Raw genomic sequence first — 14,719 nt, 5'->3', positions numbered from 1 at the left:
GTTGGCGCCCACCGGTTGAGAGCCATGCGTGTGAAATCAGCTCCTCTTGTCAGCATCGCCATCCCCGCGTACCACCCACGCTTTTTCCGCCTTGCCTTGCTAAGCGCGCTCGAGCAGACCTACCAGAACCTTGAGATTGTCATCTGCGACGATTGCCGCACCGATGGCATCGAGCAGATTGTCCGGGAGCTTGGCGCGAACGCCAAGGTTGAGGTGCGTTACCTGCGCAATCCGAGCCGGCTGGGGTTCCAGCAGAACCTGTTGCGCTGTCTGGAAGAGTCCCGGGGCGAGTTCATCAAGTTTCTGTGCGATGACGACCAGTTGCTGGCGTTCTGCGTCAGTCAACAGGCGGCCATCCTGCAGGAGCATGCGCAAGTATCGCTAGTGATCAACAAGCATCATTTAATCGATGCCGACAACTATGCCTTGCCGATTCGCGTTGAAAACACCGGCATTACGCAGTTCGATGCATTGTTCAACGGCACAGACATGCTGGCGTATTTTGAAAAAACCACCCGGAATATCCTCGGCGGGTTGAGTGGTGCGTTGATGCGCCGCGCCGATGTCGAGGACTTGCTGCCAGCGTTGGCCCAGCCCGGTGAAGGGTTCGAGGCAGTCCTCGATTTTGCCTTGTTCATCTGCCTGTTGCGCCGGGGCAATCTGGTCCAGCTTTACGCCGAGGGAAGTGGCCAGCGGTTGCATCCGGAGCGCCTGGCGCGTCAGGCCAAGATGCTTGAAGCGGCCACGGTAGAACTGACCTGGCTCAAGGAAATGCTGGCCCAGCGCAGTGGCGATCCGGCGCCTGCCAGTGGCTGGGTGCGTTACCAGACACTGGGCCAGCCCAAGGAGCCAGGGGCGCCCGAGTGGGAAGAAATCAATGTCTACTCGATCATCGCGACTCGCCAGGGCGTCATTGGCTCGCAAGTCGGCACGGACATCGAAAGCTACGCAGACCTCTATGTGCAGTGGTTGGCGTGTCGGCATTTCAGTCCATTGCGCAAGCAAGTCTTGTCGCGGCAGATCGCTCGCTGGGCCTATCGTCCGAGGATCGTCCCCGTTGTCATTGACGAGCAGGACGATCCTTATGCGCTGAGTGTTACCCTGCAGAGCATCGCTGCCCAAGCCTATGCCTGCGAATCGGTGCTGCTGCTGTCCAATGGTCGCCAGCCGGTGGATAACCATGTCCTGCGACTTGGCCTGCAAGCGGACTGGGCGCAGCAGCTCAATGGGCTGCTGCCTCAACTGGATGGCGCCGATTGGTTCTACCTGCTGCGTGCCGGCGATCGCTTGACCGAGTCTACGCTGCTGATCATGGCCGACCGGATTGTCGGTTCGCCGGGTGTAGCCTGTTTCTACAGCGATGAAGGCGCGCTGTTGGATGACAAGTCGGTGGAGCCAATCTTCAAGCCCGACTTCAACCTCGACCTGATGCGCGGTTATCCCTATGTGGGGCGGACACTGGCGTTCGAGCGTGCCCGATTTCTGTCCTCGGGTGGATTCGATTCGAGCCTGGGCGAATTGGCGCCCCAAGACTTGATCTGGCGACTGGTGGAAACGGATGGGCCGCAGGTCATCGGCCACATTCCGGAAGTCCAAGTCGAGTCGACGTTTTCGTTTGCCCAATGGTTGTCCTTGCCGAAAGTCATCGAGCAAAACGCCGAACTGATCGGCGCTCATCTACAGCGTATTGGCGTGCCGCACCAGCTGCACCCAGGGCCGCTGCTGGCGTTGATTCCGCGCATCGAATACCTGTTCGCCGAGCGACCGCTGGTGTCGATTGTCATCAGCGTCAAGGATGACCTGGGCGCGCTGGAGCGTTGCGTCAACAGCCTGATCAGTACGACTGCGTATCCACATTACGAAATCATCATTGTCGATAACGCCAGTGAGAACGCCGAGCTACAACATTGGCTGCGGGCCATGGCGGAGCTGGGCAGTGAGAAGTTGCGGATATTCCTGCATCCGGGAAGCGCCAGCGAAGCGGTGATACGCAATTTCGCCGCACAGCATGCCCGCGGCGAATACCTGTTGTTGCTCAATCCCAACTGCATCGTGCTGGAAGCCGCCTGGCTGGAAGAGTTGCTCAATCATGGGCAGCGTCCCGAGGTCGGTATCGTGGGGCCTCGCACACTCAACCAGCAAGGCCGGGTCATCGACTCCGGCATGATCATGGGACTGGGTGGGTTGGCGGGCAGGGCCTTTGTCAACGAGTCGGTAACGTCTGGCGGCTATATGCAACGCTTGCAGACGGTGCAGAACTGGAGCGCTGTCGGCGATCACTGCCTATTGGTGCGCAAGCAGGTTCTACAGGAGGCCGGTGGGTTCGATGAGTCGATCACCACGCAGCGCATCAACTCCCTGGAGTTGTGCCAGCAGGTCGGCAAAAACGGTTACCTGATCGTCACCACGCCTTACAGTGATGTCGTGTTGGCGCCCGGCGTGGAAGCCAGTCGTGATTCTGCGTGGAAGCAGCGGCTGGAGCAGGAACAAGAGGCGTTTTATCAGCGCTGGTTGCCCAGGATCGCCAACGATCCGGCCTACAACCGTAACCTGACCCTGACCGGGAAAAGCTTCAGTCTTGAGCCCGGACCACGCACCGGCTGGAATCCGTTGATTACCCGCAACGTCCCTTCGATCCTGGGGATGGCGGTCAATACCTCGGCGGTGGGGCATTACCGGGTCAGCCAACCGTTATTCGAACTGGAAGCGGCGGGTCGAATCGTGGGGCGTGTGGCCTACGATACGCCCTCGATCATCGACATCGAGCGCCAGTCACCGGATGTGATCATCCTTCAGGGCCGCTATAACGTGGGTAAGTTCAAGGACATCACTCAAGTCAAGACTTACTCCAACGCCATGCGCATCTATGAATTGGATGACTACATCGCCAGGGTCCCGGAAAAAAACGAACACCGCCGCAACATGCCGGACAACCTTGAGGACATGTTGCGCCGAGGGATCGGCCTGTGTGATCGGGTCGTGGTGTCCACGCATCCGCTGGCGGACGTCTTGTCGAGCATGCACCACGACATCCGCGTGGTGCCGAACATGCTGGCTGCCGGTCTGTGGAACTCGCTCAGAAGCCAGCGTGCAACCTCGAGCAAGCCGCGTATCGGTTGGGGCGGCGGCACCAGCCATCGTGGCGACTTGGAGCTTATTGCCGATGTCGTACGTGAACTGGCTGACGAAGTCGAATGGGTTTTCTTTGGCATGTGCCCTGATTTGCTCAAGCCCTATATCCATGAGTTTCATCCTGGCGTGAGCCTGGCGGCTTATCCGGCAAAGCTGGCCAGCCTGAATCTCGACCTGGCCTTGGCGCCGTTGGAATTCCATATTTTCAACGACTGCAAAAGCAACCTTCGCCTGTTGGAATACGGTGCGTGCGGCTACCCGGGCATTTGTTCGGATACCGAGGCTTACCGGGGGCACCTGCCTTGTACCCGGGTGCTCACCAACAGCACCGAAGAATGGCTGGAGGCCATCCGCATGCACCTGGCGGATCCGATTGCCAGTTACCGGATGGGCGACGAATTACGTGAAGTGGTGCTGCGCGACTTTATCTTGCGCGGCGATAACCTGCAGTACTGGGCCAATGGTTGGCTACCGGATTGATGAGTTGCAACCGCGAAACTCCCGGTGTCGCTGATGCGACCATCCACTCGTTAAGGAATGAATATGCTAAGCAATGCCCCAACAGGATCGACTGCGACGTTGAATGAACGGTTTACCCTGGTGCTGCTCGCTCACGACCAGTCGACTGCCCTGCGGCGGGCGTTGCGCCACTATCATGACAGTTCGTTCGCGGTGCTGGTGATCGACTCATCGAGCCAGATCAACGCTGATATCACGGCAGCATTCCCCGGCGTGCAACACCTGCACGCCCCCACGGCCATCGGTTTCGGCGACAAGGTTCGCCAGGCCATCGAGCGAGTCGCCACACCTTACCTGGCGATTGCCGATGCCGAGAGTTTCCTGCTGCCCCAAGCGCTCGAACAAGCGTTGAGTTTCCTCGAAGCACACGCCGAATACAGTGTCTGCCAAGGCTACAGCCTCGCCTTCGAGGCCCATGCCGACCGTGTCGACTATTACCTGCTCGATCGCAAGGGTTGTGAGGATTATTCCGGCGCAGCGGCCGAAGCCCGGCTCGCTGTGTTTGCCGAGGATTGCCCATCATTGGTCAATGCCCTCACGCGCACTGAAACCCTGCGGCGCAGTTACGCTTCGCTACCTGTCGGTTTTGATTCGCGGTTGCAGGAGGCCGGCCATTGCTTTGGCTTGGTGGCGGATGCAAAGGTTCGCTTGCTGGACATCCCCTATGGTGTACACGAGCGCAGTCGCGTGGCGAAGCCAGGGAACCCAGTGGGCACGGCGCCTGGTACCGAGGACTTGCGAGCAGTCGCTGAACAGGAACGCATGAGCGCGATTCTGGCCGACGCCTTGGGCATGGATGCTTCGTCACTGGTGCATGTCCGGGCCATACTCAAGAAATTGGGCGAGCGTTCGGTGCCGCAGGCTGGAAAAGTGTTCGAGTCGACCTGGGATTCGCGGCGTGGCGAACCGGTTCGGCGTTTCGAGCCGACGCAATACGTCGAGTTGCCCTTTTACAACCAGGCTTTTTTCGACGCGCTCTCTTCACTGGAATTCCTGCTTCATGCGGCGCCAAGCGGGCAGGTGCAGTTGAAGGAGTTGGAAGCCGTCATGCTCAAGCAGAAGGAGCTGTCTCGTCCCCAGCGCAACACCGACGCCGTGCCGCTCGATGAACGGCTGGCGAGGGCTTTCCTGAGCTATGCCTTCAACCAGGATCTGGTAAAGCAGCTGCATGAGGTCATGCAGGCCAAGGGTGACATGCGCTATGTGCAAATGATCCAGGCCTGGGAACAACGACTCAAGGCCGCAGCGTTTGAAAATACCGCGAGGTTGTTCGAGGCCACGCCCTCCGGTCAATTGCTGCGCTGGCTCGAGGCGCGTGAACCAAGCGCCAGTGAAGGCCAAAAAGTGTCCAAATACCTGGCGGCTCGCAACGGGGGCCCGACGTTTGGCATTTTGATCCTGGATCTGGAAGCCGACATCTTCAAGATGCAGGCCACCTTCGACAGCGTCATCAATGGCTATTGCCGGGCGTTCAAGATCGTTGTGTTCACCACCGGCGACCTTCCAGCCGAGACCACACCGCAGAGTGTCCTGCATTTCGTCAAAGTCAACGAAAGCAATTACGTCGACAAAATCAATCAGGTTGTCAGCCAGAGCGATTGCGATTGGCTGGTCATGGCCGAGGCCGGTGATGAATTGACGCCAAGCGGTTTGTTCCGCGCAGGTGTGGAATTGCTGGCCGCGCCACAATGCCAGGCCGTGGCAATGGACGAGTTCCAGCGCCAGCCCGACGGGACACTGGCCGATGTCTTCCGGCCAGGGTTCAACCTTGACTTGCTGCAAAGTGCCCCGGCCTTGATGGCCCGTCATTGGCTGATACGCCGCGAGACACTGGTGAAACTTGGCGGGTACTCGCGCGAGTTCAAGAATGCGATGGAATTCGACTTGCTGTTGCGTCTGATCGAGCAGGACGGCCTGGAGGGGCTTGCGCATCTGGATGAACCCCTGCTGATTTGCCAGGCCCCTGCTGTGGAAGACAACGCCGATGAGCGCAAGACGTTGCTGCGCCACCTGGCGGTTCGCGGTTATCAAGCTGCCGTGAGCGCGGTCGTGCCGGGTACGCATAAACTCGAGTACCGCTTTGCCGAACGCCCCCTGGTGTCGATCATCGTCCATGGCATGGTCGATCCGGCGACGCTACAACGTTGCCTGCTCAGCGTACTGCAGCGCACCCGATATCAACGCTACGAAGTATTGGTCCCTACCGGGGCGGCAAATCATCCCGTACTGCGCACCTGGCTAGATGGCCAGGGGCACCAGGTCAGTCGCGTTCGGTTATTGGATATCGAGCCGGGCGTTGCGACGGGCTCCTGGATCAACGCTGCCAGCCAGGAGGCCAAGGGCGACTATCTGGTTACCCTGGCGGCCGACAGCGAAGTGCTCAACGTCAACTGGATCGAATCGCTGCTCAATCAAGCCTTGCGTCCGGAAGTCGGTGTGGTCGGCGCCAAACTGGTCGAGCGCGATGGACGCATCACTCAGGCTGGCCTGATTCTGGGCTTGAATGAAGAAGTCGGCTCGGCCTTCATCGGCGAGCCGAAGACCGCCAGGGGCTACATGAACCGGTTGGTGGTCGAGCAGAATTGTTCGGCGGTGTCTTTTGCCTGCTTGATGATTTCCAAGCAGTTGTTTAACGCTGCTGACGGTATAGACAGCGGTCTGTTCGACGATGCCTTGGGCGACGTTGACCTGTGCCTCAGGGTCGGCCAGGCCGGGTACCTGACGGTATGGACGCCACACGTGCAGGTCATCCAGCCCGGCGTGCTGGCGAGTACGCCAGCGGCGCGTGCGGCGCTGCGTGAGAAGTGGTCCGAGGCGCTCGCCCAGGATCGCTTCTACAACGGGAACCTGGCGTTGCAAGGCGCTGGTTTCACCCTGGGACCGGTGCGCAACGTACCCTGGACCGACTTGCTCAACTGATCTACCGGATAGCCCCGCCTTGCGGGGCTTTTCATCGATGCCAGCAGATAAAAACCTGTCGGTATCCATCGCGAATTACGCTGCTATCTCCGAGTTTTCTATCCGCTGTCCTATGCCCGTGTGGCAAATGACACGGCTTCGTTTGTCATGAAAAAATGCCTTTGCAGAACAAAACGGCGTGACGCATAGGTCATAAAGTGCATCTTCACTGTATTGTATTCCCCGGAGTGGAGGCCTGTTCGTTCGCCGAACAAGGCGTCCGCCCCTTTGGAATCAACCATTTTTGAAGCGCCCCTGAGCTTTTGGGGGTGAACCTAGTCGCAGTACATGATCGGGAAGCCATGATGATTGGCATAAAAAGCATAGCGAGTTATGTGCCGACCGCTGGTGTGGATAACTACGCTCAGGGTGCCAAATTCGAGAAGGATGAAGAATTCATCCTTGGCAAGATTGGTTCGGCGTTCCTGCCGCGCAAAGACGCTGACCAGGAAACCTCGGACCTGTGTGTCGAAGCAGTGAATGCATTGTTCGCCAACAACCCGCAGCTTTCGCGCGAATCCATCGACGCGTTGATCGTCGTCACCCAGAACGGTGATGAAGAAGGCCTGCCGCACACGGCCGCCATCGTGCAGGACAAACTGGGGTTGCCGACCCATGTGGCGGCGTTCGATATATCGCTGGGTTGTTCGGGCTACGTATACGGCATTTATGCCCTGAAAGGCTTCATGGAGGCCGCTGGGTTGAAGAACGGGTTGCTGGTGACCGCCGACCCGTATTCGAAAATCGTCGACCCTGAAGACCGCAACACCACCATGCTGTTCGGCGATGCCGCCACCGCCACGTGGATGGCCGAAGACGCCAGTTGGCAGTTGGGCAAGGCCAAGTTCGGCACCGACGGTTCCGGCGCGCCACACCTGAAGGTCAGCGACGGTGTGTTCTTCATGAACGGTCGCCAGGTGTTCAACTTTGCCTTGCTGAAAGTACCGGCTCATTTGCACGAACTGCTGAATGAATCCTCATTGCAAGCCAGCGACATCGACGCATTCTGCATTCACCAGGGCAGTGCGGCGATTGTCGATGCCGTGGCGCGGCGTTTCGAGGGTGAGCCTGAGAAATTCATCAAGGACATGGTCGAGACTGGCAATACCGTGTCGTCGAGCATTCCGCTGCTGCTGGAAAAGCACGTCCTGGATGCTGACTGGAAGCGTGTGGCGATCAGTGGTTTTGGTGTAGGCCTGTCGTGGGGCTCGGCGATTCTGTATCGCGATTGACTCATTCACGTTCTTTTCAATAGCGCTTCAGGCTGGCCTGTGGCGCTTTTTTTTGCGTGCGATTTTATCCTGCGGTTTCTTGACGCCATTTTTCGGGCTTCAGCCCAGGGCTAAACCCTTGTTTTGCAAGGAGTGGCAGTCTGCTAGCAAATATTTTGAAAAAAGCCCTCAAGCAAGTTCCTAATCCGACGATAACTATTACGAAGGTTCTCTAGGCCACACCCCCGGCGGTTGCCAAGGGCCGGAAGCCGCAGTACCCAACCAACGAGGAATTCGTCATGGCTTTAACAGTAAACACCAACACCACTTCGCTGAACGTTCAGAAGAACCTCAACCGTGCTTCCGACGCTCTCTCCACTTCGATGACTCGCCTGTCTTCCGGCCTGAAAATCAACAGCGCCAAAGACGCCGCCGCCGGCCTGCAGATCGCTACCCGCATGACCTCGCAAAATCGCGGTCAGACCATGGCGATCAAAAACGCCAACGACGGTATCTCCATGGCGCAGACCGCTGAAGGCGCGATGCAAGAGCAGACCAACATTCTGCAACGTATGCGTGAACTGGCCATCCAGTCCCGTAACGATAGCAACAGCGCAGATGACCGTATCGCTCTGAACAAAGAGTTCTCGCAGATGAGCGACGAACTGACCCGTATCGCCAACAGCACCAACCTGAACGGCAAGAACCTGCTCGACGGTACTGCTAGCACCATGACCTTCCAGGTCGGCTCGAACACTGGTGCTGACAACCAGATCTCCCTGACCTTGAGCGCCAGCTTCGACGCTGCAGCCCTGGGTGTTGCCTCGGCAATCACCATCGTTGGTTCCGACAGCGCTGTTGCTGAAACCAACTTCTCGGCCGCCATGGACGCAATCACCAGCGCGATCGATACCATCAACAGTGCTCGTGCCGACCTCGGTGCTGCACAAAACCGTTTCGCCAGCACTATCTCCAACCTGCAGAACATCAACGAAAACGCCAGTGCTGCACTGGGTCGCGTACAAGATACCGACTTCGCTGCTGAAACTGCGCAACTGACCAAGCAGCAGACTCTGCAACAAGCGTCTACCTCGGTTCTGGCCCAGGCCAACCAACTGCCATCCGCTGTACTGAAGCTGCTTCAGTAATAGCCGGATGAGTTTTAGCGGGGGAGTGCGCTTGCGTGCTCTCTCGCTTTTTCCGTTCAAGAGGTGATGGACATGGATATGAGCGTGAAGCTGAACTTGTCTTATCCAGCGGCGAAGCCGACACCTACCGTGGCCGACAAGCCCGTGGAGAAGCCTCGAGCCGAGGTAGCTACCGTGACCCCGGTTAAGGAAGCGCCTAAAGACGCTGCTGCCGAGCAGGACAAACTCAAGAAAGCCGTTCAGGAAATCGAGAAGTTCGTCCAGTCGGTCAAGCGCAATCTGGAGTTCTCTATTGACGAGCCTTCAGGCAAAGTAGTGGTCAAAGTGATTGCCAGTGGTTCCGGTGAAGTGATTCGCCAGATCCCGAACGAAGAAGTCCTGAAACTGGCCAACAGTTTGAATGATGCAAACAGCTTGTTGTTCAGCGCCGAAGCCTGACAACCGGCACGAATTTTGTTGTTATGTTCTTTTGGGCGTTGTAAAGGCCAAAAAGCCGGCGACATACTGAAGGGAGTCCCACATGGCAAGTCCAATTCTACCTGGCTTGGGTCTAGGCTCCGGCCTTGATACCGGCGCTATCGTCAAGGCGCTGGTCGATTCCGACAAGGCCGCCAAGCAAGGTCAGATCACCCGCGCGACGCCGACGACTACCAACAGTATCTCCGGGGTGGGATCCCTGAAGTCGTTGTTGGCAGCTTTCAACACCGCCATGAAGGACTTGTCCAGCACAACGACCCCGCAATTCTCGGGTTTTGCTGCGACATCCTCAGCTCCCGGCGTCCTCACGGCTACCGCCAGCAACTCGGCGGTGAATGGCACTTACGCAATCAAAGTCACTAATCTGGCCACTGCGTCCAAGGTCACTTCGGCGGCCTTTGCGGGTGGTACGACCAGTGCCATTCCCACGGGTACGATGACCATCTCGCAGGGGGGTAACAACTACAACCTCAATGTGCCGGATGGCTCCACCTTGCAATCGGTTCGCGACGCGATCAACGCCGACTCGTCGCTCAAGGCGGCCGGTGTCAGTGCAAACATCATCACCGACTCTTTCGGTTCTCGCCTGGTGCTGGGTTCAACCACGACCGGCGCAGGTTCCGATATTTCGGTGAGTGGCATTGCGGGCCTGGAAATCGATGGCACGAACGTTGTGGGTGCCAACAATACTGCGTTGACGGCCACTTCGGCGGGTGCCATCGGTGCTCTGGCCCAGGATGCCAACTTCACCGTCGATGGCATGGTGCTGACCAGCAAGAGCAATACGGTCAGCACGGCAATTTCCGGGCTGACGTTGAATTTGCTCGGAGTAGCGGACGGCGGGACTTCAACCGTTACCGTGGCGCCCAACAACGATGGCCTGAAAGCCTCGATCCAGAAATTCGTCGATGCCTATAACGCGATCGCCAATAGCATCACCGCACTGACCAAGCCGTCGCTTGACGCTGATGGGAAGTTGACGGTGCCGGCAAAATTGACCGGTGACGCGTTGCCTCGCTCGCTGCTGGCGGCGATTCGAACGCCGTTGTCTGAAACCGGCGCTGGCGACAAGCTGACGTCGCTGGCCCAGTTGGGTAGTACCACCGATCAGAAGACGGGAGCGTTGAACTTCAATACCGTCAAGTTCACCGAAGCGATGAACGATAAAAAGCTCAGCGGTGAAGTCCAGACGTTGTTCACGGGCACCAACGGCTTGCTGGAGCGCATGGGCAAGGCGGTCGAACCCTTCAGCCAGACGGGTGGCATCCTCGATCAGCGGAACACGGTGTTGACCAGGAACCAGACCCGCCTGAAGAACGATCAGGAGGCTCTGGATCGTCGGGTCGTGACCCTGACCGCTGTGCTGACTAAAAAGTACAACGATATGGACACTCTGGTCGGCAAGTTGAAGGCCACTGCCAGCAACATCACTTCGATGTTCGAGGCGATGACGGCACAGCAGAAAAACAGCTGATCTAGACTGACGAAAAAAAGCCCGGCAACGTTTTGACAACGTTCCGGGCTTTCGGCTTTCCGGCCTAAAGTTTTTTGACACGGCGTCGATACGCTGTTTATACGAACCGAAGTTTTTTGATGAGGTAGAACATGAATCCGATGTTGGCCCTTCGCCAATACCAGAAGATTGGCGCCCAGGCGCAAACCTCCGAAGCCAGTCCCCATCGCCTTGTGCAGATGCTCATGGAAGGTGGGCTGGACCGTATTGCCCAGGCCAAGGGCGCGATGGAGCGCAAGGATATTGCAAGCAGAGGCATTCTGATCAGCAAGGCCATCGGCATTGTCGGTGGCTTGCGTGAAGGCCTGGACCTGGAAAACCAGGCTGAGTCGGTCGCTGAACTGGATGCTCTTTACGCTTACATGATGAAACGTCTGGCCGAAGCCAACGTCAAGGCCGATCCGAAGATCCTCGACGAAGTCGCCGATCTGCTTCGCACGGTCAAGGAAGGCTGGGATGCCATTGCCGCACCTGGTCCGCAATTCTAAGGAGTGCTCTCATGAGTCTTGTCCTGCAGCGAATCGAACAAACCCGTGACGCCTTGGTCGATGCCTTGGCCGAGCGTAACTGGGAGGCCATCGGTCAGTTGGACCTGGCGTGCCGTTCCTGCATGGAAGACGTCTTGGGTGAGCCTCAGGTGGACGAGGCGGCGTTGCGGATCAATCTTGAGGAATTGCTGGGGGTGTATCGGCAATTACTGGAGGCGGCGACAGGAGAGCGTCAGGCGATCGTCGATGAGATGCAGCAGATCCATCAAGCACAGAACGCTGCAAAGGTTTACCATCTGTTTGGTTAATGCTCAGTTAATCCGAGTCCGTTGCGCCATAAATTTGACTGTGCACGGTTTTTTGACTTAACTAGTAACTGTTTACAGATTTCAGGCGTCTACAGGCATAACAAGTCTGCAAGCGTCTAGCTTGCCCCCTATTTCGGGCATTGGGTTGACTAGGGAAGTTGCTATTGCATGTGGCGTGAAACCAAAATTCTCCTGATCGATGACGATAGCGTCCGCCGCCGCGACCTGGCGGTGATCCTGAATTTTCTTGGCGAAGAAAATTTACCCTGCGGAAGCCATGATTGGCAGCAGGCCGTCGGCTCATTGTCGTCCAGTCGTGAAGTCATTTGTGTCCTTATCGGGACCGTAAATGCTCCCGCAACGCTTTTGGGCTTGCTAAAGACACTCTCAACCTGGGATGAGTTCCTTCCGGTTTTGTTAATGGGCGAAAATTCTTCCCTTGACTTGCCTGAGGACCAGCGTCGCCGGGTACTTTCCACCCTCGAAATGCCGCCCAGCTACAGCAAGCTGCTCGATTCGCTGCATCGCGCCCAGGTTTACCGCGAGATGTACGATCAGGCCCGCGAGCGTGGCCGGCATCGCGAACCCAACCTGTTCCGCAGCCTCGTCGGCACCAGCCGGGCGATCCAGCATGTGCGCCAGATGATGCAGCAGGTCGCCGACACCGACGCCAGCGTACTGATCCTGGGCGAATCGGGTACCGGCAAGGAAGTGGTTGCGCGTAACCTGCATTACCATTCCAAGCGCCGCGAAGCGCCGTTCGTGCCGGTCAACTGTGGCGCGATCCCGGCCGAGTTGCTGGAGAGCGAACTGTTTGGTCATGAGAAGGGTGCATTCACTGGTGCAATCACCAGCCGCGCCGGACGTTTCGAACTGGCCAACGGCGGCACGCTGTTTCTCGACGAAATCGGCGACATGCCGCTGCCGATGCAGGTCAAGCTGTTGCGCGTCCTGCAGGAACGCACCTTCGAGCGCGTGGGCAGCAACAAGACCCAGAGCGGCGATGTGCGCATCATTGCCGCCACGCACAAGAACCTTGAAAGCATGATCGAGGTCGGCAGTTTCCGCGAAGATCTCTATTACCGCCTCAACGTTTTCCCGATCGAGATGGCGCCACTGCGTGAGCGCGTCGAAGACATCCCGTTGCTGATGAACGAGCTGATCTCGCGCATGGAGCACGAAAAGCGCGGTTCGATCCGCTTCAACTCGGCGGCGATCATGTCCCTGTGCCGCCATGGCTGGCCGGGCAACGTTCGTGAGTTGGCCAACCTGGTGGAGCGCATGGCGATCATGCACCCGTACGGGGTGATCGGCGTGAACGAACTGCCGAAGAAATTCCGCTACGTCGACGATGAAGACGAGCAAATGGTCGACAGCCTGCGCAGCGACCTGGAAGAACGGGTGGCGATCAACGGCCACACGCCGGACTTCACCGCCAATGCCTTGTTGCCGCCCGAAGGCTTGGACCTCAAGGATTACCTGGGAGGCCTTGAACAAGGGCTGATCCAGCAGGCCCTGGACGATGCCAACGGCATCGTGGCCCGCGCGGCGGAACGCCTGCGCATCCGCCGTACCACCTTGGTGGAGAAGATGCGCAAGTACGGCATGAGCCGTCGCGAAGGAGATGAACAGGCGGATGATTGACGCCTGTTTTCCAACCGCCTGATTTTCAGGCGGTTTTTTTTCGGCACGGGTATTGCTATATCCCTCGCAACGTTCCGTTTAACTGACGGTCAGCCAAGCGAGAGAGCACGATGACCCAAGCCGCCCAGATGTCGCCTGTCCCCGAGCCGGGACACCTGCCGTCCGCCGAACAGGCGAGCCGGCTTGGACTTGAGCAGGCATTTTCGCTGTTCAACCAGATGTCCAGCCAACTGACGGATTCCTACAGCCTGCTCGAAGCCCGGGTCACCGAGCTCAAGGGTGAGTTGGCCGTGGTCAGCGCCCAGCGCATGCAGGAGCTGGCGGAAAAAGAACGGCTGGCCAATCGGCTGCAGAATCTCCTCGACCTGTTGCCGGGTGGCGTCATCGTCATCGATGCCCACGGTTTCGTGCGCGAAGCCAACCCGGCGGCCTGCGAATTGCTCGGCCTGCCGTTGGAAGGCGAGCTGTGGCGGCACGTTATCGCCCGCTGCTTTGCGCCCCGGGAAGACGACGGCCATGAGGTGTCCCTCAAGGACGGTCGCCGCCTGTCCATCTCGACGCGCTCGCTGGATGCCGAGCCTGGGCAATTGGTGTTGCTCAACGACTTGACTGAAACCCGTCACCTGCAAGACCAATTGGCGCGCCATGAGCGCCTGTCCTCCCTGGGGCGGATGGTGGCCTCGCTGGCTCACCAGATTCGTACCCCGCTTTCCGCCGCGCTGCTTTACGCCAGTCATCTGACCGAGCAGCAATTGCCAGTGGAAACCCAGCAACGCTTTGCTGGGCGCTTGAAAGAGCGCCTGCACGAGCTGGAACACCAAGTGCGCGACATGCTGGTGTTCGCCCGCGGCGAGCTGCCGTTGACCGACCGCGTCAGCCCCAAGGCCTTGCTGCAATCGCTGCAAGCCGCGGCATTGACCCATGTGCAGCAATTGCCGATCCGCTGGCAGTGCGACAGCCATGCCGGCGAAGTGTTGTGCAATCGCGACACGCTGGTGGGAGCGGTGTTGAACCTGATCGAAAACGCGATCCAGGCCAGCGGCGGCGACGTCCGGCTGAAAGTGCACTTATACACACGAGACAACACCTTGCGCCTGTCGGTCAGCGACAACGGTAGTGGTATAGAGCCGGCGGTGCTGGCGCGCCTGGGCGAGCCATTCTTTACCACCAAGACCACCGGCACTGGCCTGGGCCTGACCGTGGTCAAGGCCGTGGCCCGTGCCCACCAGGGAGAATTGCAGCTGCGCTCGCGGCTGGGCCGTGGCACCTGCGCGACGGTGTGCTTGCCGCTGTTTTCCAACACGCCGGGGGTGGAATGAAC

10 protein-coding genes are annotated in these 14,719 nt (G+C 58.5%); all 10 read left to right on the top strand.

The annotated features are described in order from the left end of the window. Positions 1-30 precede the first annotated feature (30 nt). Positions 31-3,612: a glycosyltransferase gene (locus HGO40_RS03930; RefSeq protein ID WP_250962007.1), complete on the top strand. Its 3,582-nt coding sequence runs from the start codon at positions 31-33 to the stop codon at positions 3,610-3,612. Positions 3,613-3,675: 63 nt separating this feature from the next. Further along, the gene (locus HGO40_RS03925) at positions 3,676-6,570 is read left to right on the top strand and encodes a glycosyltransferase family 2 protein (RefSeq protein ID WP_250961955.1); all 2,895 of its coding nucleotides are present in this window, start codon (positions 3,676-3,678) and stop codon (positions 6,568-6,570) included. Between the two features lie 344 nt (positions 6,571-6,914). Further along, the gene (locus HGO40_RS03920; RefSeq protein ID WP_207966014.1) at positions 6,915-7,841 is read left to right on the top strand and encodes a ketoacyl-ACP synthase III; all 927 of its coding nucleotides are present in this window, start codon (positions 6,915-6,917) and stop codon (positions 7,839-7,841) included. A 278-nt stretch (positions 7,842-8,119) separates the two neighbouring features. Then, the gene (locus HGO40_RS03915) at positions 8,120-8,968 is read left to right on the top strand and encodes a flagellin domain-containing protein (RefSeq protein ID WP_250961954.1); all 849 of its coding nucleotides are present in this window, start codon (positions 8,120-8,122) and stop codon (positions 8,966-8,968) included. 72 nt (positions 8,969-9,040) lie between these two features. Then, entirely contained in the window at positions 9,041-9,406 is a 366-nt protein-coding gene (locus HGO40_RS03910) for a flagellar protein FlaG (RefSeq protein WP_207966016.1), read from the top strand. Between the two features lie 82 nt (positions 9,407-9,488). After that, positions 9,489-10,919: a flagellar filament capping protein FliD gene (fliD, locus tag HGO40_RS03905; protein WP_250961953.1), complete on the top strand. Its 1,431-nt coding sequence runs from the start codon at positions 9,489-9,491 to the stop codon at positions 10,917-10,919. Positions 10,920-11,050: 131 nt separating this feature from the next. Then, entirely contained in the window at positions 11,051-11,446 is a 396-nt protein-coding gene (gene fliS, locus HGO40_RS03900) for a flagellar export chaperone FliS (RefSeq protein WP_250961952.1), read from the top strand. An 11-nt stretch (positions 11,447-11,457) separates the two neighbouring features. Continuing rightward, positions 11,458-11,754 (top strand): flagellar protein FliT, encoded by a 297-nt coding sequence (fliT, locus tag HGO40_RS03895; protein WP_063322407.1) that lies wholly within the window; start codon positions 11,458-11,460, stop codon positions 11,752-11,754. Between the two features lie 168 nt (positions 11,755-11,922). Next, positions 11,923-13,398, top strand: coding sequence for a sigma-54 dependent transcriptional regulator (locus tag HGO40_RS03890; RefSeq protein ID WP_250961951.1), 1,476 nt, complete (start codon positions 11,923-11,925; stop codon positions 13,396-13,398). A 110-nt stretch (positions 13,399-13,508) separates the two neighbouring features. Continuing rightward, entirely contained in the window at positions 13,509-14,717 is a 1,209-nt protein-coding gene (locus HGO40_RS03885) for a sensor histidine kinase (RefSeq protein ID WP_411386817.1), read from the top strand. Positions 14,718-14,719: the final 2 nt, after the last annotated feature.

The sequence above is a fragment of the Pseudomonas sp. CG7 genome, from assembly GCF_023701885.1.
In the GTDB taxonomy this organism is placed as follows: Bacteria; Pseudomonadota; Gammaproteobacteria; order Pseudomonadales; family Pseudomonadaceae; genus Aquipseudomonas; species Aquipseudomonas zanjanensis.
Note: the sequence above shows the minus strand (reverse complement) of the source record. Positions and strands in the feature narration are given on the sequence as shown.